The following is a 22716-nucleotide window of genomic DNA, read 5'->3' on the forward strand; positions in this document are numbered from 1 at the left end:
AGGGAATATCCTAAAGAAGATTCTATGACTATTGGTAAACGATGCCCGCGTACCAGCGGGCATTTTGTTGCAAGCGATACTTGGCAAGGTCGCATGGGCCGTTCAACATAACTGCGGCACACTTGCGCAGGCAATTCAACGTACCCCATTATCACCTTCGCGTTTTTTATAGCCGCTGCTCACTGACGTTACGCTCCTTAATCCAGTAATCGCATAGCCGCCGACAATATCTTCGTCCTTTTCTGGAGACAAAAGCGTAATCTCCGCATCAACGCCGTGATTATAGTGTCCAAAGTGGCTGGCGACAGTGCCAATGTAACATTTCCCATCGAGCCAAACGGGGATTTTCGCAACAGATTCGTAAGCATAATGTAGAGGGATACTCATGCTATAACGTTCGGCATCTTCAGGCGATGTGCCGGGTGGGACCGGGCAAATTGGTGGATTGGTTTGCCCAATTTTCTGATCTTTGAGCAGGTTCTTTTGCATTTCTTCAAGCGATTTTAATAACCCTTTCCGATCGTTATCGCTAAGTGCAGGTGTGAGTGTCGGCCCATCTTCCTGAGTGCCAATTGAATCTAGCTGATAATGGTAGCGAATGGTAACTGTCGCCGTTTTATCCGCTTTATTAAACGGGCGTACGAGATAGAGGTTATCCTCGCCAAAAACGCCGTTAAACCACAGCGCGTAAACCTGACCGTTGATCTCTACCCACTTGCTCCACTGGTTTGCACCACGCCCATTTTCTGAAAATAGCTCACCCGGTGTATAAGACTCCTCGCCGTCAGGATCATCAATGGTGGAGTAAAATGTTTTGTCGCCGCGCTTGAGAACGCCGGTATAGCTGTACAAACCGGTGCCACCAACATAGCTATCAATAATTAAATCGCGTTTACCGTCGTTATCGAGATCGACGAGACGATAACCCACTGTTCCATTTTCCGTATAGGCCATAATGTTCGAGTGCAGGAACGCTTGCCACTCGTCATCACTGATATCGGCGGACGGTTTGTCTTCAGGTAACCGACCGTTTTCGACATACGAAATCTCAAAATTCGTCACAGGTCTTTTTAACGGAAATTGTTCGGTGATTTTGCCAAATTCCAGTTCCGGGTTGGCCATTTTCTCTTTTATAACCGCAATATGAAGCGTTTTCAGCGCCACACTGTCACGCTCTGCTTCTTGTTGTGTGAGGATTGTGCTGACAAAAGTCGGGAGGTGCCAGATACCACCGGGGGCCAGATGATTTCCCCAGCCGACGTTATCATAGTATTCATCGCACAGAACAAACTGTCTGCCATCCCAAACCCAGGCCTGTACCGGCCCACTGAATCTCCAGATCTTACCCTTCTGATACTCTGCAGCATCGCTGGTGACGAGCTTAGGCCGAGATTTGAACGCGTTATCGGTCAGCCACATGGCATAGCGCGAGATGTCGAAGCATTCTGTCCTGATTAATGAGTGGTTTTTATCCACAGGAATAATATCAAATACCCTTTCTCTGCCCTCATCAAGTTCACTACAGTTCATTTCTTTAGTGGGTTGTAGCCAACTCCCTATTTTTTGTGATTGCGCTGGCGATAATGAGTTGATTTGTGGAAAAGCGATAAGTGGGTGGGCAATGATTTCAGGTTTAGCAATTGAAGCTAAAACATGTACGTTATTACTCTCCCCGGGGTGAAGTAATGCACTGCTGGTTCCAATCCGTTTTTGAAACTCATCCATTTTCAATAGAACAGCATTCGAACCTGCTGTTGACAGCTGCACACGTTCCGCGTTAGCTAGAAATGCAATTTCATCATTCTGGCGCAATGCGGTAATGATAGATTTCCGCTGTTCATAATTTAATAGAAAATACCTGTTTGATGCTTCATTCAATATGCCTTGGGACACGTTGTTAATAAACAAGGTTACTTTTAAATCAGTAGGATCCTCCGCTATTTCCTGAGCAATATAAGCCTCTACTTTAACGCTATCCCCTGCCCCTGCGTGACGAGTTAATAAAACACTGACCTTGCCTTCACCGTAGCCTGCCGCTCGGCAGGTACCTGTATTGTCGCAGGCCAGTTCCCAGTACTTATGACCGAAGTAGATACCCTGTAACGGTGCGGCATGTGACAACGTGATGGCGAGTAACCCCAGAACTGAGAGCAACAAAACGCGCATATAAAATCCCTTTTATTAACAACAGGCAGGGATTATATCGATACTCCCATCAGATTTCAGCACGAGCATGTTTGGTTTCAAAACCGCTGACGACACAGCTTTACCTTCCATTTCAGGCTGTGCAGTTTGATATAGCAGCGGCCGATATCTTGGCCGCCAGCAGACAAACAGACTAGCGAATGTCTTTGATCTTCACATGATCCATATCATCGTAGGTTTGGTTTTCCCCGATCATACCCCAGATAAAGGTATAGTTTTTAGTGCCTACGCCGGAGTGTATTGACCAGCTTGGTGAAATTACCGCTTGTTCATTATGTACCAGAATGTGGCGGGTTTCTTGCGGCTGGCCCATCATATGAAATACTGCATTTTCTTCATCGATATTGAAGTAAAAATAGGCTTCCATACGGCGCTCATGGGTGTGCGTTGGCATAGTGTTCCACAAGCTACCTTCTGCCAGTTTGGTTAAGCCCATGCTCAATTGGCAGGTTTGTACTACTTCTGGGATCAGGTATTTGTTAATAGTTCGCAGGTTGCTGGTTTCCGGGCTGCCCACGGTCATTGGGGTGACATCCGCACGAGAGATCAACTTGGTTGGGTAAGCCATGTGTGCTGGTGCGCTGTTATAATACAGTTTGGCTGGCTTGGCGGTATCAACACTGCTGAAAGTCACCTCTTTTGAGCCTTTGCCAATGTAGATAGCCTCTTCATTGCCAATTTCATAGCGTTTACCATCAACCGTAATGATGCCAGCCCCGCCAATATTGATTGCGCCAAATTCCCGGCGCTCAAGAAAATAGCTAACGCCCAGTTGCTTGCCAACTTCTGTACCAATAACTACCGTTTTGCTGACTGGCATAATGCCACCGACGATAATCCGGTCTATGTGGCTATAGGTCATGGTGTATTGGTCAGCTTCGAAGATTTTTTCGATCAGGAATTCGCGGCGGAGTTCTGCCGTATCCAGTTTTTTAGCGTGATCGCTGTGAATACTTTGACGAACTTGCATAGTTAAACCTCTTTCAACATCGGCTGGCGACCCTGCCGCCAGCCGATGGTTATCAGGAATGATTTCCTTTGAATATTGCCACCCTTTGCCAGCAAAGACGGCAACCTCGCTTGCCGTAATTTTTACTGTGGGAGCTTGTACGCCTGACGGGCTAACAGTTTCCACTCTCCAACTTTATCTTTCTTTAAGACCAGCATAACGCCGATTTTGACTTCACCAGGCTTACCGCTGTCGTTGGTTTTTGCAGCCATAATATGGCGAACAATGGCAACGTCTCCGTCCACCTGAACGGTCTGGTCGTTCAGGTTCAACGTCTGGAACGTTGACTTGCCGGTTACGATTGCGTCTACAAACTCGGCATTGTTTTCGATTCTTCCGCTGGAGTGGCCATAGCTGAGGGCCGGAGCACCAACTTTCTCCAGATCGGCTTTCTTGCCACTGAGCATCGCCAGACGCATGCTTTCTACCGCATCGGTAACTGCCTTGGTATCTGCGCTACTTTGTGCAAAACAGGTCGTGCTGAGAAACAGTGAAAATAATGCTGCACCTAATAATTTTTTCATACTGGTACCCTATGGTGTGTTACACCCGCGCGACTTCAGATTGCGGATACACTGGTTACGTTGATTAAATACCGAACTCGCTCACTCAGTTTCAGGAATGGCACTAACAGGTTTTGGATTTCTGGCATTCATACGTTTTGCCCACATCGCAGTAATAATCGGTACTAATACCGACGTTACGATCACCGAGGTTGCGACTAATGCGGTTGCCGCTGGCGCAACAGGTTTAAATTGCGGCAGCATTTCGGCAATCAGTACCGGTGTCGCTACCGCCGCACCTGCGGTACTGGACGCGGCAATGCCGGCGGTGCCATTTCCTCCACCTATAAATTTGTCGGTCAGCATCAAAGGAATACCGGTAACGATGATCACACCAACGCCCAGCAGAATGCCTAACAAGCCTGTTTCAAGAATAACGCCCAGATTAATCGTGTTACCCAGGGCAAAGGCGAAGAAAGGGATCAGGGTATGAACCGCTTTGCTGAAGAATTCACGCAGCTCAGGGTCAAGGTTACCTAAAGCAAAACCGATGATGAACGGTAGTACCGCTCCCACGAATGCTTGCGGTTCGAATGAAGCAATACCGGCAGTGCCCAGAATGATCATGGTCATTAACGGACCGGACTCAACCGACATCAGCACGAATGCGCCAGCTTCTTCTTGGGTACCATACTGTTGCATGATTGAGGCATACAGTCCGCCATTAGTCATGTCCATCGCGGCAACCAGAGCCAACGTTGACATACCGGCAAAAAAGCCAACCTCAACGCCGTGTTCAGGTATCAGCTGTGAGGCAATCGCAGCAACAACCCATGCTACGGCTATTTTTGTAATAACCAGCGTACCTGATTTACGTAACACAGTTCCTGTGGCACTAAGCTGAATGGATGCTCCCATACAGAAGAACCAGACCGCCAGAATTGGCACCGTACCGGAGATCAGTCCGTTGGTAAACGAACCGAAATACTTCCCGGCACCTGGTGATAGAGTATGGCAAAGCGCACCAAGGAATAAGGGTACCAACATCAACCCACCGGGGATTTTGTCTATGGCCTGTTTAATTTTCATATAATTTCACCTGAATTTAATATTTATTTCAGGACAATCCCTGATACAGCCACCATGAGATTGACCGCTATTTTTGAGAAAAATTAATTAGCGTTATATTGATTGTGTTGTCTTTAGGTCATGATTAGTGGTGATTTAAATATCCCATAAAGTATTTTTACAGTTGATAGAAGTTAATCCCTTCTAATAGCCTCGATTTCTAATTAAAAACGAATGACGCCTTTTAATAACTCTGCGTTTTTTACTACTGTGTTTTCGTAATCAGCCAGATTTTCAAAATGGAACTCATGGCTTTTCATCATATTTTCGTTAATCAAATTACTTTGCAGTAGCTCAATCACTTTTTCAAAATCTTTACGTGTAGCATTGCGGCTGCCAAACAGTGTGGTTTCTCGCTTATGGAATTCCGGGTCGTTAATATTGAGTTCACCGATAAATAACCCGACAAAAACCAGCTTGCCAGTATGGCGTAGCAGCGTAACAGCCTTGTTCATTGATGATGCATTACCGGTTGCATCAATCACGGTTTTAGCCATTTGGCCGTTAAACCGAGCCAGCAGTTGCTGGTTGAAGTCTTCAGCCAGTGGATCTGCCGTTGGTAACGACAGTGATTTTTCAATGTGCTGACGTCTTGAGGCTTGGGTATCTGCCACAATCACGTTAGCGCCATAGGCTTTGGCAATAGCGGCAATACCGATACCAATAGGGCCTGCGCCAATAACCAGTACATCTTCATTTGCCTGAACGCCACCGCGAGCAAGAGCGTGAGCGGCTATAGCGAACGGTTCGATCAGCGAGGCCGCACTGTCAGAGACTTCATCAGGAACAGGTACCACATTGCTTTCTGGTGCGGTCATATATTCACGAAATCCACCGTCTTGGTGTACGCCGAACAATGACACTTTCTCACAACAGTTGGTACTGCCCTGCTGGCAGGCATGGCAGGTATAACAGGGTACGCAAGGGATAATGGCCACACGTTGGCCAACTTTGATTGTGCTGGTAGAGTCAGCAACTGCAACCACTTCGGCACAAATTTCGTGGCCAAGAATTCTCGGGTAGCTAAAAAAAGGTTGTTTTCCTGAATAGGCGTGAATATCAGTACCACATATACCCACGGCTTTTACCTTAAGTAATAATTCCCCTTTATACGGTGTCGGAATAGGCATCTTGACATATTCAAACTTAAAGGGCTCGTGCAAAACAAGTGCTTTCATTGTGATGTTCCTTGTTCTTAACTTAAATCAGATGTTCAAACCGGCAATAGCTGCTGCCGCGCCCTTAGACTTAATTTTTTGATAGCCGCCGGTTATAACGCTAGTGGCTAAAGAATTTGGGAATATCTCACTGTATGATAGTTTCAACAACCCCACCCACATAGCGGACTCTTTAATGAAAGCGGAGTTGTGCTAATCTGAAAAAATTAATTATCAATAGCCAATATTTACTTATCATCCCAGTAAAATACTGGCTATTACTGGCGCTGGTTTTATTTCAGATAATCTATTTTAATTTTTACCACAGCTTTTTTAATCTGTTGTTCTTGACCGGCAGAACACAATGGCCGATGAAGTTCATGCGGATAAAAGACAGCGTAATCACCAGGATTAAGCGAGACGAATTGCTCATTTGGAATAGCGTTATAAAAAGCGATATCTTTATCAGCTAACAGATCCTGAACGGCGGCAGCGGCAGCCAACTCAGTGCCATAGCCAATAACCTCTTTGCCAGCCAGTAAAATTTGCACGTCGAGATACTTGTGGTGGATCTCTGCCAGGCGTTTCTCATGCGCTTCTGTCATTGGGCTAGAGATCAGCACAAATGCCGAATCACCGTCAATGTTATAACGGCCATCAGCCGGATTGGAGGCGGTGATTTCCAACGCTTTGCTAATGACATCTTTCATCTGCTCTGAAAGATACAATGCGGTTTTGTAATCATTAATATTTGCAGTAATCATGTTAAATCCCTTACACCTTAGCAACTAAATGGTTGGTTAATGACTCATAAACACTTTTTGCAACCGGTACACCGTCGGTTTTACTGCGTTGGGCATTCAGCATTTCTGGTTCACCCGGAACCATCACTCTTTCAAAGCCCGGCTGGGGTTTAGACGCATGAAGTTCGCCGGTCATCTGTTTCATCAGAAGTTTGAAGACTTCAATACCGCCGAAAAACTCAGGATTGATCACGATAATCATACTGACCAGATTACGCATTTTATCGTACTCATCGTACATGCGAGTTATATGCGGGCCATATTTAGCGCCCATCAGCACGCCGGTTAGGGCATCGATAGCTAATGCAATGCAATAACCCTTGGCTCCCGCACCGAAAGGCAGCAGCGCGGCAAATTTAGTGGGATCGGTAATAGCATTACCGTTGGCATCAACAGCCCAGTTGTCAGGGATTTCGAGATTATTTTCGCGGGCATGCAGGATTTTACCGAAAGCAGCGTTTGATGTTGCCATATCAACAATCACTGGCTCGCTATCCGCTGACGGGAATGAAAACGAAATTGGGTTAGTGCCGAAGAAGGGTTCAGCGCCACCGTAAGGAACCACGCATTTATCAGTCTGAGTCATAGCGATAGCGACCATATCGTTCTTAGCGGCCATCTCGGTGTAATAAGACAGTGCTCCGCAGTGTGATGTTTTATTCACCATCACCATCGAAATGCCCTGCGTTTTTGCTGTTTCGATCGCGTGTTCCGTGGCTCTCTTACAGGCGACATGCCCCATACCGTTATCACTATCCATAATAGTGATAACCGGAGTGCGTTGATCCAGAGTGATATTGGCCTTGGGGTTTAAACCGCCACTCGCCAAACGTTTACAGTAATGCTCAACACGCATAACGCCGTGGGAATGGATCCCTCTAGAATCCGCATGAACCAAAACATCAGCCACGACTGAAGCCGATTCAGCAGGCAACCCCCCGGCGATCAATTGCTCTGTTGCCAGAGCTCTAAGCTTGTCTGCCTGAACCAGAATGTTGCTCATAAATCCTCCATTAACTACAGGTATGGGTATTCTCAATTATTCATTCTATGACTGCTTTGATGGCTGCATGCTAGCTAATTACCGAACTGGTTAACCGTGATCTATGTCATACATATTTCTTTTATTTTGAAAAATAATTAAATAAATGAAACAGTGTTTTATTATAAATTATTAATATATTGTTATTAATCAATTAATTAAACGCATTAAAGCTAAGTTAACTTGAAAATGGCGATGAAGCCACCTAGAATTATGTTATACAAGAGTGGTTACTTTTCATACTGCACGGGTACCATAAGCCGGAAGTACTAGCATTTGGAGAACCGATGAATGCATTCTCCAATTCTGTAGCGTGTTACTGGGGGATTTTAAAAGTGAGAACCATCGGCAGTATGCTAGGCTGTGTCCCTTAATTGCACGCGAGCGCCGCTGGCGGTCATTTGCGCACAGGGCAAGGCGTGAGCCGCGAGGTTTGGTGGACCAAATAAGCGGCGAACAACGCCGCAATGCGCGCAAATGCCCCCAGCCCGAAGGGTCGCGCCCGAAAAGCCCGTTTTCTGTGTTGTCGGGCTTGAACAGAGGGCCACTCTGCCCTTCACCCTCCGCCTTGATAACGGGCTTTTGGGTCTGCGACGGCACCACGGGCAATTAAGGGACACAGCCTAATTTAGCGGCTCCGTTGAGGGGTTAAGGCGTATAGTGCCGCTCCAGTTCGCAGCGCAGGTCATTGAGTGTTTGGCTGAAAGCCAACTTGCTGAAAAGAATATGAGATAACCTGCATCCATCAAGTTCTCATATCAGTTGGACGATGTTATTGGGCACTTTCAACTGTGTGATATTATTTCTATCTTTAGGACAATGCAGGGTCAGGGGCTGATTCTTTGATTTTGGGTAATACGCTGCTGGACACCTGTGCGAGTAATCGCTGATTTGGATTAAGAGTCTGACAAGGTAAACAATGATGACCACAACAAAAAGCTCAAAAAAGTACCTTTATGACGAACTACTTGGCACCTTAGCCACCAAGATACTCAAGGCAGAGTATCCGATAGGCTCTCAGTTGCCTAAAGAGCAAGAGTTATGCCTGGAATATGGCCTTTCTCGCACCTCCGTTCGCGAGGCACTGCACTCACTACGTAACATGGGTTTGGTCGTATCCCGCCCAAAGGCGGGTACTTTTGTTGCCGATCGTCTGCAGTGGAAGATCCTTGATTCGTTGCTATTGGGTTTGGCTGCTGAGGCAGGCATTCAGCTTTTTAAAATCAGTGAACTAGAGCGTTTTCGCCGGGTGATTGAGCCTAACGTTGCGGCTATGGCTGCAGAAAGTGCCGATGCTGAAGACATCAAGCGTATGGAAGAAGCCGTTGCCATCATGATGGCCAACTGTGAAGACGAGCAAACGTCGGTTTATAACGAAGCGGATTTAGCTTTTCACCACGCGTTGATCCACGCCACACATAACGTTATTTTTGTGCAACTAGCCCCGACCATGCATACTGCAGTCAATAGCTCGATTCAGATCACTTGCCCATTAGACTCGCCGGAAGAACGTTATAAATCGGCGGAAACACATGCCCAACTGATTGATGCGATTCGCCTGCGCGACACCGAACTTTGCCGTTACATCACAACTCAAATGATCTTCAACTCTTCACAACGTGCGCTAAGCCTTGAAAAAGAGAGCCGTAACCGCTTAATAACCCAGAGTTGATTATCGCAAGCTGGGTCTGGTACGGCTCACACTGATTGGCAGTGAAATGATCTCACCCACGAACCGTGGATATACGATCAAATCTGGTTTCTGCTGGCAAATAGTGGAGCGCCGGAGCTTTTTATTTCGCTGCTATGGTATTTAATCAGATGATTACCTGATGCTTTTTGTGAGAATGCAACCAGTTCGGTATTCCCTTTTACTCCGAGTTTACGCATCGCATTACGCTTGTGGCAACTGATGGTTTTAGTACTCCGATTGGTGAGATCGGCGATTTTTTTCTGCGTAATACCCAGTAAGGTGTAGTTCAAAACTGTTAGTTCAGAATTTGTCAAATTCAGCTGTGACAATCTTCCTTGGCTATTGAGCAACTTGCGAATTGTACGGCTGCAAGCCTTACTGCCCTGCAGTGCTTGAGCAATTATCTTCGATATTTCAATCAGATCGTCACTTTTAGAGATGAGTACATTAATATTAGTATTATACAAAAAGCGCAAAATCGCCTTATCTTTGATCTGTGTTAAAATAACAATCTTTGCTTCAGGAGAATTACCTTTAATCCAATGTATAAGTTCAATAGTCTGGAATAAATTTCTGCCCATACTGAATGGCTCAATCACTAGCACTTGAACTTTATCTTTTACCAAGACTTTCTTTAGCTCAGACAAGTTATGAGCGCGATGAAAAACACAACTGGCTGAGATCGATGATAACAAAGATTCAAAACCGATTGAGGTAAACGTGCACTCATCGAACAATTCAATCCTAATAGGATCAAGGCCGAGCAGATTAGTTCCTTCTTCTTTATTATTTAACACGATGTCTCTACACAATCAATTTTATATTAAGTGACAGCCGTATATAATGAGACTGTCGAATATGAGTTACTGTAAATGGATTCCCGAGGCGTCTGCGAAATAACAACTCTGTGTCAACCGATCTTCAGTGTTTGTCTAATCATTGGAATGGGTAGTACTGACACTGAAAGTGCAGGAAATAACAACGCAACAGCCCTTGCTTCATGCTCTATAAATAATCATTTTTGCTCAAAAATCATAATTTCATGCAATAACATTACGAGTACATTGCATTCTATTCATCCCTTGATTAGCATCATAAGAGAAAGACTTAGCGATTTAATGCGTCTTAACTCAGGTAGTCATTTTGGGCTATTTTGTATACCTTGGTGTTTAAGGCCGAAATAGCCCAATAATTATTAATTTAATACTTTAAATTGGTTATTTTTCAGCATATAATTTCGAAGGCAGGCGATTTTGTTAACATCTCGCACTCCTCAGCACTGAGTGATTTTCGTCGTACAGGCGTCGAAGTTGATAGCGAAAATAATTTTAATATTATGAATTTAAAAGAATTTTTTGAAATCTTTGATGTGGATCACTCTAACATTGACAGGTGGGGATTGCGGTGAGTATGATGATGTCCAATTTAGCCCAAAATGGTTACCTAGTAATTTCTCGTTACAATTCACCAAATATCTAAAAATCGCCTCGAGTTACTTGCCGTATATAACACCGTATGCCGAATATTCCTATGCCCTAAATAGTCTTGGATTAAGCGAGTATCTATTCCTCTGTCAGCTAGGGCATACCCGCAGGCATGGCGTAACATATGCGGATGCGGCGCGATGGAGAGTGCTGAATCACGCCCAGACTTACGCATCATTTTATAGATTTGCTGCCGGGAAAGGCGATTGCCCTGCCGCGAGAGAAATAGCCATTCGCTATCACAACCTCTGTAGTTCAAACGCTTGCGTAACCACTGCTGTAATGGCTCAATCTCAATGTCGAACAGTGGATGTATGGTTGAAAATCCGTTCTTTAGTCGATTAATCATGATGGTCCGGCCCTCCAGATCAATGTCTGATAAACGTAATGAGTTGAGTTCACTGACTCGGCAACCATGTAGAAAACACATCCAAATCAAGCAAGCGTCTCTGTCTGCATGATCCCCTTGCCCAACCGCATTAATCAACTTTCTCACTTCTGACATGGTTAAGTACTTCCTTTTTTTCATAACTTCCTCTCTGTGTTTGTCGCCCTCATACTGTAAGTTACATAAGCGTTGTACCCGCCGCCTTTCAAGTTATCAGAAGGCTGCGTTGATACAACTCGAATGCACCAGGGCCGCGCCTTATTGCAAGGTTTTATCTGCCCATGCCTATTATATACCCCTATCAGAGAAGAGGATAAAAGAAGCAGACGTGGGCAGCCATGTGTTAGATAAAAGCTCAATATCATTGAGAATAGTCTTATGCATTTTTGGCGAAATTGCTCGCATCACCTTGAATCCATTTGTTTTTATCTGCTGATAGTAAGCGGATTAACAATGTTGACACTAAGAAGTTATCACAGGTAACATCCGCCGCAGATTGGTTCACAAGAACTATTCGTGCAAAGATGACAGAGTTAAAGATCATTTAATTTTTTATACTTCCGGAGTACGCCGACCTCGGAAAATATGATGGTGAAATCAAGTATCGTCACACAGGGATGAAAGGCGGAATGTGAATTTAAATAATCAGGTAGCTAGGCTTATAGCAATGCGATAATTCGTTGCTAATCTAGCCCGTGGTCGCACAGATGAAAATTTTACAACCTAATGTGCTAGCACTTTTACTCTGAATGCTCTGCTGACATAACTTGAAAAAGATACCACTAATCTATTATGCAGCCAGTTTAAGTCTGGCTGAGCTGACGAGTTAATGACTCAGCGGACTAACGCGGTCAATAAGTTTTCGGTCAAAGGTCGTAAATATTAACAATTATATTTATCAAATAGATAGTATCGACCCATGGTGTGATAACCAGTTAAAAAAAGACGGTAGTCCCTACCTCTTTGTTACATTTGTTACATGTTGTACAAAACAAAACAAGAGAACAACATAACTACCCCACAAGGGCTATTAAAAGGTTATAGGATGGCGCTACCGTTTCAGTAGGAAGTTTTAATAGTGATTACGTAAATCACCAAACTGCATACTGAAAAGTCCGCCAACATAGAGAGCATACGAGACTTTACATACTCTCTTAATTGTGACCATGGATTTTTAATACATGTGTTTAGTAATTAGATATTCACCGATTTGGTTGTGCATATAACAATAATTTGTTCACCCACAATTATTTTTCATTGGAATATCAGGCGGGAATAGTAATGAGAAGCGGATATTGCAAGGCAAGAAACTTGCTTTATCTGTAAAAAATCACTCGGTATTTAGATGTCAATAGGACATCTGCAAACCAGAATACTCGCCCTTAGGTATGTGAAAATTGAATACGAGAATTATATGTTAAACCAAATACAAAAAACCGTTTGTGCACTGGCTGTGCTGGCTACCACCTCTCTGCCAGCATTGGCAGAAAGCATTGATGTTCGCGTTATCGGCACCATCGACCCAGCAGCCTGTACCCCAACCCTGTCTGGCGGTGGCACTATCGACTACGGCACCATCAAACCGACTGCCCTGGCTACCGATGCTTTTACAGTGTTGGAAGAGAAACAGCTGGATTTTGCCATCAACTGTGATGCTCCGGCGAAAGTGGCTATTACCGCCCACTCACAACGTGGTGCGAGCGCAGTAAACACTGATGGCTCACTGGCTGAGATAGCTGCTGTTCCTGGTTTCTTCGGTGGTACTGGCAACGCTGGCGTTGTCGGCTTGGGTCTGGATGGCACAAAAGGCATCGGCGGTTATGCTCTACGTCTGGCTGCTGGCACCATGACCGCTGATGGCGTTGCGGTTGATTCTATCGTGGCAAATGGTAATACCACCTCATGGACAGTTGCATCTTCGGGCTCCATGTTTAACACGCCGACATCTTTGCGCTACGCCTCTTGGGCAGCAACAGGCACCACCACACCAATCGCATTCACCACCCTGGCAGGCAAGCTGGGCGTTCAGGCTTATATCAATAAAACCTCTGAGCTGGACCTGACCAAACCCGTTGTGTTGGATGGCCTGACCACGCTTGAGCTGGTTTACCTGTAATAGACATGTTAGCCGGGTTCACACCCGGCTATTAATGTAAAAACCTAAACCTCAAAAGGAAAAAGAAAGTTCTATGTTAAATCATCTGCAAAAAACCGTTTGTGCGCTGGCTGTGCTGGCTACCACCTCTCTGCCAGCATTGGCAGAAAGCATTGATGTGCGCGTTATTGGCACCATCGACCCAGCAGCCTGTACCCCAAGCCTGTCTGGCGGTGGCACTATCGACTACGGCACTATCAAACCAACTGCTCTGGCTACCGATGCCTTTACTGTGCTGGAAGAGAAGCAGCTGGACTTCGCAATCAATTGTGATGCCCCGGCTAAAGTGGCGGTTGTCGCACACTCACAACGCGGTGCAAGTGCAGTAAATGCTGATGGCTCACTGGCTGAGATTGGGAGTCACTCTGGATTGTTCGGCGGTGGTTCGAGCTATGGCGTTGTCGGTTTAGGTCTGGATGGGACAAAAGGCATCGGCGGTTATAGTGTCCGCCTTGCTCCTGGCACCATGATCGCTGATGGCGTTGCGGTTGATTCCATCATCGCACACGGTAATACCTCCTCATGGACAGCGGCAGTCACAGGCGCCATGTTTAATTCCCTGACATCTTTGCGCTACGCCTCTTGGGCAACAAAAGGCACCACCACCCCGGTCGCATTCACCACACTGGCAGGCAAGCTGGGTGTTCAGGCTTATATCAATAAAACCTCTGAGCTGGACCTGACCAAACCCGTTGTACTGGATGGCCTGACCACGCTTGAGCTGGTTTACCTGTAATAGATAGGTTAGCCGGGATCGCTCCCGGCTAACCATGTAAACACCCTAAACTTCAAAGAAAATACGAGAATTTTATGTTGAATAACCTGCAAAAAACCGTTTGCGCACTGGCTGTATTGGCTACCACCTCTCTACCAGCATTGGCAGAAAGCATTGATGTGCGCGTTATCGGTACCATCGATCCAGCGGCTTGCACCCCCACCCTGTCTGGCGGTGGCACTGTTGATTACGGCACCATCAAACCGACGGCTCTGGCTAAAGATGCTTTTACCACATTGGCTGAGAAACAGCTGGATTTGGCAATCAACTGTGACGCACCCGCTAAAGTTGCTATTGCAGCATACTCACAACGGGGTGCAAGCGCAGTTAATACTAATGGGACTATGGAGACTCTGGCTACCGCACCTACTGGGGTCATGATGTTTGGTTCTGCAAGTGCTGGTGTTTTTGGTTTAGGTCTGGATGGTACAAAAGGTATTGGCGGTTATGCTATCCGCCTAGCTCCTGGCACCATGAGCGCTGATGGCATTGCGGTAGATTCTATTGTTGCAAATGGCAATACCACCTCATGGTCAAAAGCAGTTACAGGTTCCCTGCTTAATTCCGTAACAAGCGTACGTCATGCATCCTGGGCCAAAACAGGCACCACTACTCCAATCGCATTCACCACACTGGCAGGCAAGCTGGGTGTTCAGGCTTATATCAATAAAACCTCTGAGCTGGACCTGACCAAACCCGTTGTACTGGATGGCCTGACCACGCTTGAGCTGGTTTACCTGTAATAGATAGGTTAGCCGGGATCGCTCCCGGCTATTAATGTAACCCCCTAAACTTCAAAGAAAATACGAGAATTTTATGTTGAATAACCTGCAAAAAACCGTTTGCGCGCTGGCGGTGCTGGCTACCACCTCTTTGCCGGCATTGGCAGAAAGCATCGATGTGCGTGTGATTGGCACCATCGATCCAGCAGCTTGTACCCCAACCCTGTCTGGCGGTGGCACTGTCGACTACGGCACTATCAAACCAAGTGCCCTTGCTGACGATGCTTTTACCACAATGCCAGAAAAACAGCTGGATTTCGCCATCAACTGTGATGCTCCCGCTAAAGTCGCTATTACCGCGTACTCACAACGTGGTGCAAGCGCAGTAAATACTGATGGCACGCTGATTGAGAGAATTTCCGCCCCTAGTGGGATCTTGTTGTTTGATGTTGCAAATACATCTGTTGTTGGCTTGGGTCTGGATGGGGCAAAAGGCATCGGCGGTTATTCTATCCGTCTGGCTGCTGGCACCATGACCGCTGATGGCGTTGCAGTGGACTCCATACAGTCAAATGGCAATACCACCTCATGGGCAAAAACCCCTTATGGAATCCTGTTTAATAGCACAGTCCAGCGCTATTCCTCTTGGGCAGCAACTGGCACCACCACTCCGGTCGCCTTCACCACTCTGGCAGGCAAACTGGGCGTTCAGGCTTATATCAACAAAGCCTCTGAGCTTGACCTGACCAAACCGGTTGCTCTGGACGGCCTGAGCACGCTTGAGCTGGTTTACCTGTAATCAACATGTTAGCCGGGTTCATTCCCGGCAATAAATGTAAAAACGAAACTTCAAAACAAAGACGAGAATTTTATGTTGCATAACCTGCAAAAAACCGTTTGTGCACTGGCTGTATTGGCTACCACCTCTCTGCCAGCATTGGCTGAAAGCATTGATGTGCGTGTTATCGGCACCATCGATCCCGCGGCCTGTACCCCAACGATCTCCGGCGGTGGCACTATCGACTACGGCACCATCAAACCAACTGCTCTGGCTACCGATGCCTTTACGCTGTTGGAAGAGAAACAGCTGGATTTTGCCATCAACTGTGATGCCCCGGCTAAAGTGGCGATTACCGCACACTCACAACGTGGCGCAAGCGCAGTAAATGCTGATGGCTCACTGGCTGAGATTGGGAGTCACCCTGGATTGTTCGGCGTTGCTGCGAACTATGGCGTTGTCGGTTTAGGTCTGGATGGGGCAAAAGGCATCGGCGGTTATGGTATTCGTCTGGCTGGTGGCACCATGACCGCTGATGGCGCTGCGGTAGATTCTATCATGTCAAATGGAAGTACTACCGCATGGGTAGCCGCGACTACAGGCTCTTTGCTAAACACCCTGACATCTTTGCGCTACGCCTCTTGGGCAACAAAAGGCACTACCACCCCGGTCGCCTTTACCACTCTGGCGGGCAAACTGGGCGTTCAGGCTTATATCAATAAAACTTCTGAACTTGATCTGACCAAGCCGGTTGTTCTGGATGGCCTGACCACGCTTGAGCTGGTTTACCTGTAATAGATTCATCATCCGGGATCGCTCCCGGATGAGAATGAATAAAACTCCACTATTTAAAAGTTAAAGACGAGAATTTTATGTTGAATAATCTGCAAAAAACCGTTTGTGCACTGGCTGTATTAGCTACCACCTCTCTGCCAGCACTGGCTGAAAGCATTGATGTGCGTGTTATCGGCACCATTACTCCTCCGGGCTGTCACCCTGCGCTGTCTGGTGGTGGCACGGTTGACTACGGCTCAATCAATAGCAAAAGCCTGCCAGCAGACACGTACACCGTGCTGCCTGAAAAACAGCTGGACTTTACTATTACCTGCGACGCTCCGGCTAAAATCGCGCTGAAAGCGATTGAAGGCCGCCCAAATACCGCCCCTGGTTTAAATGCCAACGGGAACCTGGATGTCGCCACCGCGCGTATTTTCGGTTTGACTGCGGGAAGTGAAGGCGTCAATGGTCTCGGGTTGGACGGCACTGCAAAAATCGGTGGATACGGTATTCGCCTGGCTGGCGGTACCATCACTGCCGATGGCGTGAGTGTAGACAGTCTTTCTAGCAGCGACATGGTTACCTGGAGTAAAACCACAGTAGGTAGCCTGTACGTGGCAAATAGCCCGCGTTATTCCACCTGGGCTGCAACGGGCACTACCACACCAATCGCCTTCACTACTCTGGCAGGCAAACTGGGCGTTCAGGCCTATATCAACAAAGCCTCAGAGCTGAATCTGACCAAGCCAATTGTTATGGATGGCCTGACCACACTTGAGCTGGTGTATCTATAATAATTATATCAGTTGGGGTTCATCCCCAGCTTTTGAACCCTGTACCGATGCGGTCTGTAAACCAGAGGGTTGCCTTAGCCTCTGCTGATTTTGCCGCTCCCCCTACGATTAAGCTGAAAGGTGAATAAATCATGACTTATGCCTCTCTTTTCAAAACCAGTGCCATTGCCCTGCTGTTGGCTTCCTTGGGTGCCCAAGCTACTGGCATGGTACCGGAATCCTCGGTGGTTATTGTCGACCAGGGGGATGGTGAAGGCGCTATTAACGTTAAAAACACCGATGTCTTCCCTGTGTTGCTACTTACCACACTGGAAAATATTAAAGACGATCCAGAGACACTGCTAACCGTTACGCCACCCGCTGCGCGTGTCGAACCGGGTAAGAGCCAACGCGTGCGCTTTATCATGACCAGCAAGACACCGTTGAAAACCGAACGTCTGAAACGCGTGATCTTTGAAGGCGTTCCGCCGCAGCAGAAAGGCAAGAGCGAAGTCCGTATGACCATACGCCAGAATCTGCCGGTGATTATCCGCCCTGCCGGGCTGGAGAAAGACTTGACCCCCTGGAAACACCTGACCTGGAAATTGAGTGGTAACAGTATGGTGGTTAACAACCCGTCACCTTATGTAGTGCGCTTGGGCCAGAGTGTACAAACTCTGCCGGATAACACCGCATGGACGCTGCCGAACACTTATGTGCTGCCCGGCCAGACCCTGACGCTTACCCCAGACAGTAACAAAAAAGCCGGTGCGGCCAAACAGGTACGCATCTCTCCGGCTACCACCTGGGGTTATACCGTCAACACTTATGACGCTCCACTGAACTAATAACAGGAAAACACCGGTGCAATACAAACTTCATCACATGTCCAGCCGCTACCCTGCACGCTCAGCGCTTTCATTAGCGCTGTTGAGCGCTTTGGCTGTTCCTACGCAGGCTTTAGCCGATACGGATGCCAAGCCTATGGACGATGTTGAGTTCGACATGCAAACAATGCAAAGCCGCGGAATTGACCCTAAGGTGGCCGAGCTGTTTCGTAATGCACCACGCTTTATGCCAGGTGAAACTACAGTCACGCTGAGCGTAAACGGCAGCAATCGCGGTAAAGTACAGGCCCGTTTTGACGATGAAGGTCATTTGTGTGCCGATCAGGCTTTTCAGAAGCAGGCGGGGATCCTCCCCCCGCCCGGTTTTACTGAAAGCGCCCCCTGCTTCGATTTGAAAAGCGCCTGGCCGCAGACCGAACTGAATCTCAACCCGGGTGAAGAACGTGTAGATCTGGTACTGCCGCCACAGGCGGTGGCTAATCCAGGCACCGAGAGCGGTAACTGGAACCATGGTGGTTTTGCTGGCATGCTCAACTATCAGGCGCAGTATATGGATTCTGCCGGATCTACGGCAGGCATCAATTTTATGCAGCTCGGCACCGAAGCCGGGTTTAATTTCAGCGACTGGATTATACGCAGCCGCCAGACCTTAACACGCTTTAACAGCGAAAATAGCGTGCAACATCAGGGTGCCTATGCGCAACGCAGCTTTGCCGACAGCAAGAAGGTGCTGCAAGCCGGGCAGATAAGCCTATCGAACTCAATGTTTGGTACTGGTCAGGTGCTGGGTTTCCAGATGTTCCCTGAAGCAGCGTTGATCGGTAACCGTGGCGGAGCCGGGCTGGTTGAAGGCATTGCCGATAGCCAGTCGGTTGTTGAAGTCCGTCAGTCGGGCGCATTGATTTACAGCACCACGGTGCCAGCCGGTCCTTTCCGTCTGCAAGGGTTCTCGTTGCTCAACACCCGTACCGACCTTGACGTGGCCATTACCGGCAGCTCGGGTGAAAAGCGTCAGTTTACCGTGCCAGCATCCGCTTTTCTGCTCAATGGCACCGCCGTGGCACCGGGCCTCTCGTTTGGCGTGGGTAAGCTGAACCAGCAGGACAGCAGTGAATCGCCGATACTGGCTACTGCCGCCACCGGCTGGCAACTGACACCGCATACTGCGCTGAATACCGGCCTGCTGGGCTCATCGCCCTACCGTGCGGGCGCGATCAGGCTGGATACTCAGCCTTTTGATGAAACACAAATATCCGTACAGACCACACTGGCGCAGGATGAAAAACACGGCAAAAACGGTGCCTCGATTAACGCCTTATTTAGCCGCAGTCTGACTGAGCGAGTATCGGTGAACCTCAATGCCAGCCAGCAAACGTCTGGTTATCGCGAACTGAGTGACGCCCTGCAGGCTGAAGCGCAGGATAATGCGGCGCGGAACCGCAATCAGTTTGGTGGCGGTTTGAGTTGGGCGCAGGAATCGATCGGCAGCCTGTCGCTGTCCTGGGCGCGGACCAGCACCTTTGATGGCGATAATACCGATTATCTGCGTGGCGGATGGAGCAAACAGATCGCTAGCGTCTTTGTTGGTGCCAGTCTGGAGCACAGTACCGGTAGCCGTACAACGGAAGCTGAGAACCGTGCATACCTAACGATTAATGTGCCATTTGGTAGCCGCAGTGTGAGCAGCTATGTCAACAGCAGCAGTAGCGGCAGCCGAGCCGGGGTTCGCTACAATGATCGTTCCAGTCAGGACCGTGGCTGGAGTCTGATTAGCGAACGCGACTTCAGTAATCAGAGTACGTTAACCGGTGCCAACGTGGATCTGGTAACCCCCATTAGCCAGCTAAGCGGTGGTCTTACCCACCGTTCTGACAACACGACAACCTGGTCAGCACGCGCCACTGGCGGAGTAGTTGCACACCATGGTGGCATCACACTATCACCATACAACGTTGGTGATACGTTCGGCATTGCCAAAATCGGTGATGAAGCGGGCGTGCGCCTGGAAACACCCGCCGGCCCAACCTGGACTGACCGCCGTGGCTACGCAGTGATACCAACACTGAATGGCTTCAAGCGTTCAGCCGTTCAGGTAGATACCCGCAGCCTGGGCAAGAACGTGGATATCAACAACGCCTGGCAGGAAACCGAAGCCGCCCGTGGTTCAGTAAGCTACTTCAATTTTGATGTGGTACGTACCCGCCGGGTATTGGTGGAGGCTAAAGATGCGCAAGGCCAACCGTTACCCCACGGTGCCAGCGTGTTTGACAGTGCGGGCAACTTTGTCACCGTAGTGGGCGAAAAAGGCAGTCTGTTTATTCCTGATGCGGCCAACGGTATGACGCTCGAGGTGCAGAACTCAGGCAAGACTATTTGCAGCCTGCAGCTCACGCTGCCAGAAAAAGCCCAGCAGAATGAATTATATGAAAACGCCAGCGCGCAATGTCGCTAATTACAGGAGCCCTCAGATGAAAATCGGCTTTACTGCCCTCATAGTAGGGTTGTTGCTCAGTCAGTCCGTTGGTGCCGTTTCGTCCGTTATGGGCGATCCCTCACTGCAGCCTCCACCATTGCCGATGGATAGCAATTGCAGCCTGTCGATCGGCGGCGGCGTGGTTGACTACGGTCGACAATCACGCTGGCAGATGCAAAGCGCCTCTACCGGGGGCAATGCGCTTACTCCTGGCAAGCGTACGCTAATGCTAAACGTGGTGTGCCCTTACACCCAGCAGATGCGTTTAGCGTTGCGTGGTGATTTGCGTTATGGCCAACGCGGAACAACTGTCGTTCGCCTGTTAGATGTGCAACTGGACGGCCACAGCGTCCAGGTGGTAAACACCACCCCTGTTGGCGCATTCAGCGGAGCACCGGCAGACGCCCAGTTGCTGCAAGTGGGACAGACAGTGGCGGCAGTGCAAAACGGTCAGCTTGCTAAAGGAAAAGTTCTCTCGGCTCGTTTGGAGATCGAACCCACACTGCCAGAGTCCGAGGCCAGGGTAGCGGCTAGCCAGATCAGCGAATCAATATTGACCTTTGAATTAGTGAAATAGTTGACGCCCCACTTTGGGTAGGCTGTGTCCCTTAACTGGACGCGAGCGCCGCTGGCGGACAGTTAAGGGACACAGCCTAGTAATTTCAAAGCACTATGACGAGTAAATGAAAGTACCAAACGACAGCCTCAAGGATGAGGCTGATATCATCCCCGGCACCATTTATACTCGTCATACTTCAAGTTGCCTGTGTGTTGGCTGCGCCTCTTCACCCCAGTCACATAGTTATCTATGCTCCTGGGGACTCACAGGCTTGCCGCCTGCATGCAACTCGAATTATTTAGAGTATATAAACTTGCAAGTTGACAGTAAAAGCCCCCTTTACTACCTTTTAAACATACCGTTATCAGATTTAATTCCTGAACTTTGCAATAAAATCCCAGAATATGTTTATTCGCGCGCTATGATGCGTCTCAAACAAGATGAGTACACACATTTAAAAGGTATTCTATGGCAACGTTACCCGATATATCTCATCTTAAAATAAATCACTTTAAAGTTTTTGAGGCGCTGATTGCCCATGGCAGCATACAGGCTGCGGCTGAGGTGCTACATCAAACCCAGGCCAGCGTAAAGCGCAGTATCAAAGAGCTTGAAACAACGCTAGGCGTTACCTTGGTCATACATGGAAAAGGCGGTGTTGTTCTTACCGACATCGGACAGATGTTTGAAACAAGAATGAATTTAGTGCTGAATGAAATTCAGCGTTCAGTTGATGAAATTAAACAGATAAAGAACTATCAGGATGGTACGGTAGTATTTGGCTGTTCTCACCTTAAAACGCTTAAGGTACTTCCCGATGTTGTCGAAAGGGTACAGAAGAAGTATCCGAAGGTGCGAATTTCTATTCATGAGGGTCAACAATCAGAACTCATGCCATCGTTACAAATCGGTAAGTTGGATTTTTTCATCGGCATTCTTTCTAATGGTATCTCTTTTGAAGAGTATGTTGAAGAGCCCCTGCTCACCTGCCAATATTGTGTCATTGCCAGAAAAGACCACCCTTTAGCGCACGCCACTTCTCTGGTAGAACTGCGTAACGCCAAATGGTATCTCCCTTTAGCCGTACCTGGGTATTACAATTTTCTTGAAGCTATCATATTCCCGGAAGGTCAAGGTTCTGAATGTTCGATATTAAGAGGTAACTCGATTGCTGTTGGCGAACGGCTGCTTTTAGAGGCAGATTACTTATCTATCGTCCCGCTACCGATGTTCAACTTAAATTTTGTAAAAAATCAATTCTGTATTATCCCGATCAAAGAATCACTACCGGATGGTCACTACAGCCTGATTTATCGTAAACAGGGTTTCTTGACGCCATTAGCAAAACTGCTGATCGACGAAATACGCATCGAGTGCGGTAAAAAAGTTATTTACCGAGACAATAAAACCGATAAGTAACCACACCGCTCTAATTCAATTGATG

Annotated in this window: 20 protein-coding genes; 11 read left to right on the top strand and 9 right to left on the bottom strand. The window is 47.7% G+C overall.

Annotated elements, in window-relative coordinates; all coding sequences use genetic code 11:
* Positions 1-135: 135 nt before the first annotated feature.
* From SAQUA_RS13255 to allD, 7 genes are all read right to left on the bottom strand, one after another.
* Positions 136-2166, bottom strand: a complete 2031-nt coding sequence (locus tag SAQUA_RS13255; protein ID WP_380675635.1) for a DUF1176 domain-containing protein — start codon at positions 2164-2166, stop codon at positions 136-138.
* Positions 2167-2338: 172 nt separating this feature from the next.
* A complete protein-coding gene (kduI, locus tag SAQUA_RS13260) occupies positions 2339-3175 on the bottom strand; it encodes a 5-dehydro-4-deoxy-D-glucuronate isomerase (protein WP_380675637.1) in 837 nt (278 codons plus the stop codon).
* Positions 3176-3297: 122 nt separating this feature from the next.
* Positions 3298-3738 (bottom strand): nuclear transport factor 2 family protein, encoded by a 441-nt coding sequence (locus SAQUA_RS13265; RefSeq protein ID WP_380675639.1) that lies wholly within the window; start codon positions 3736-3738, stop codon positions 3298-3300.
* 81 nt (positions 3739-3819) lie between these two features.
* Positions 3820-4806, bottom strand: a complete 987-nt coding sequence (kdgT, locus tag SAQUA_RS13270) for a 2-keto-3-deoxygluconate transporter (protein ID WP_380675641.1) — start codon at positions 4804-4806, stop codon at positions 3820-3822.
* Positions 4807-5009: 203 nt separating this feature from the next.
* Positions 5010-6023, bottom strand: a complete 1014-nt coding sequence (locus SAQUA_RS13275; protein WP_380675643.1) for a zinc-binding alcohol dehydrogenase family protein — start codon at positions 6021-6023, stop codon at positions 5010-5012.
* A 272-nt stretch (positions 6024-6295) separates the two neighbouring features.
* Positions 6296-6766, bottom strand: a complete 471-nt coding sequence (locus SAQUA_RS13280) for a YhcH/YjgK/YiaL family protein (protein WP_380675645.1) — start codon at positions 6764-6766, stop codon at positions 6296-6298.
* A gap of 10 nt (positions 6767-6776) precedes the next feature.
* Positions 6777-7808 (bottom strand): ureidoglycolate dehydrogenase, encoded by a 1032-nt coding sequence (allD, locus tag SAQUA_RS13285; protein WP_380675647.1) that lies wholly within the window; start codon positions 7806-7808, stop codon positions 6777-6779.
* A gap of 958 nt (positions 7809-8766) precedes the next feature.
* Between allD and SAQUA_RS13290 the strand changes: the two genes are divergently transcribed.
* The gene (locus SAQUA_RS13290) at positions 8767-9519 is read left to right on the top strand and encodes a FadR/GntR family transcriptional regulator (RefSeq protein WP_380675649.1); all 753 of its coding nucleotides are present in this window, start codon (positions 8767-8769) and stop codon (positions 9517-9519) included.
* Between the two features lie 77 nt (positions 9520-9596).
* On the opposite strand, the gene SAQUA_RS13295 is transcribed toward SAQUA_RS13290, so the two are convergent.
* Both SAQUA_RS13295 and SAQUA_RS13300 read right to left on the bottom strand, forming a co-directional pair.
* Positions 9597-10337, bottom strand: a complete 741-nt coding sequence (locus SAQUA_RS13295; protein WP_380675651.1) for a LuxR C-terminal-related transcriptional regulator — start codon at positions 10335-10337, stop codon at positions 9597-9599.
* Positions 10338-11004: 667 nt separating this feature from the next.
* Entirely contained in the window at positions 11005-11553 is a 549-nt protein-coding gene (locus tag SAQUA_RS13300; protein ID WP_380675653.1) for a tyrosine-type DNA invertase, read from the bottom strand.
* A gap of 1273 nt (positions 11554-12826) precedes the next feature.
* Here SAQUA_RS13300 and SAQUA_RS13305 point away from each other — a divergent pair.
* From SAQUA_RS13305 to SAQUA_RS13350, 10 genes are all read left to right on the top strand, one after another.
* Positions 12827-13528, top strand: a complete 702-nt coding sequence (locus tag SAQUA_RS13305; protein WP_380675655.1) for a DUF1120 domain-containing protein — start codon at positions 12827-12829, stop codon at positions 13526-13528.
* A gap of 73 nt (positions 13529-13601) precedes the next feature.
* Positions 13602-14303, top strand: coding sequence for a DUF1120 domain-containing protein (locus tag SAQUA_RS13310; RefSeq protein ID WP_380675657.1), 702 nt, complete (start codon positions 13602-13604; stop codon positions 14301-14303).
* Between the two features lie 74 nt (positions 14304-14377).
* Positions 14378-15085 (top strand): DUF1120 domain-containing protein, encoded by a 708-nt coding sequence (locus SAQUA_RS13315; RefSeq protein ID WP_380675659.1) that lies wholly within the window; start codon positions 14378-14380, stop codon positions 15083-15085.
* A gap of 73 nt (positions 15086-15158) precedes the next feature.
* Entirely contained in the window at positions 15159-15863 is a 705-nt protein-coding gene (locus tag SAQUA_RS13320; protein ID WP_380675661.1) for a DUF1120 domain-containing protein, read from the top strand.
* Between the two features lie 72 nt (positions 15864-15935).
* Entirely contained in the window at positions 15936-16637 is a 702-nt protein-coding gene (locus SAQUA_RS13325) for a DUF1120 domain-containing protein (RefSeq protein WP_380675663.1), read from the top strand.
* A gap of 77 nt (positions 16638-16714) precedes the next feature.
* Positions 16715-17413 (top strand): DUF1120 domain-containing protein, encoded by a 699-nt coding sequence (locus SAQUA_RS13330; RefSeq protein ID WP_380675665.1) that lies wholly within the window; start codon positions 16715-16717, stop codon positions 17411-17413.
* A gap of 131 nt (positions 17414-17544) precedes the next feature.
* Complete coding sequence (locus tag SAQUA_RS13335; protein ID WP_380675667.1) at positions 17545-18240, top strand: fimbria/pilus chaperone family protein; 696 nt, start codon at positions 17545-17547, stop codon at positions 18238-18240.
* A 37-nt stretch (positions 18241-18277) separates the two neighbouring features.
* Positions 18278-20692 carry a fimbria/pilus outer membrane usher protein gene (locus SAQUA_RS13340; protein WP_380676026.1) on the top strand — a complete coding sequence of 805 codons (2415 nt, stop codon included), beginning with the start codon at positions 18278-18280 and terminating at the stop codon, positions 20690-20692.
* 16 nt (positions 20693-20708) lie between these two features.
* Positions 20709-21290, top strand: coding sequence for a fimbrial protein (locus tag SAQUA_RS13345; RefSeq protein WP_380675671.1), 582 nt, complete (start codon positions 20709-20711; stop codon positions 21288-21290).
* A gap of 450 nt (positions 21291-21740) precedes the next feature.
* The gene (locus SAQUA_RS13350) at positions 21741-22691 is read left to right on the top strand and encodes a LysR substrate-binding domain-containing protein (RefSeq protein WP_380675673.1); all 951 of its coding nucleotides are present in this window, start codon (positions 21741-21743) and stop codon (positions 22689-22691) included.
* Positions 22692-22716: the final 25 nt, after the last annotated feature.

This window comes from Serratia aquatilis (assembly GCF_044865145.1).
In the GTDB taxonomy this organism is placed as follows: Bacteria; Pseudomonadota; Gammaproteobacteria; order Enterobacterales; family Enterobacteriaceae; genus Chania; species Chania aquatilis.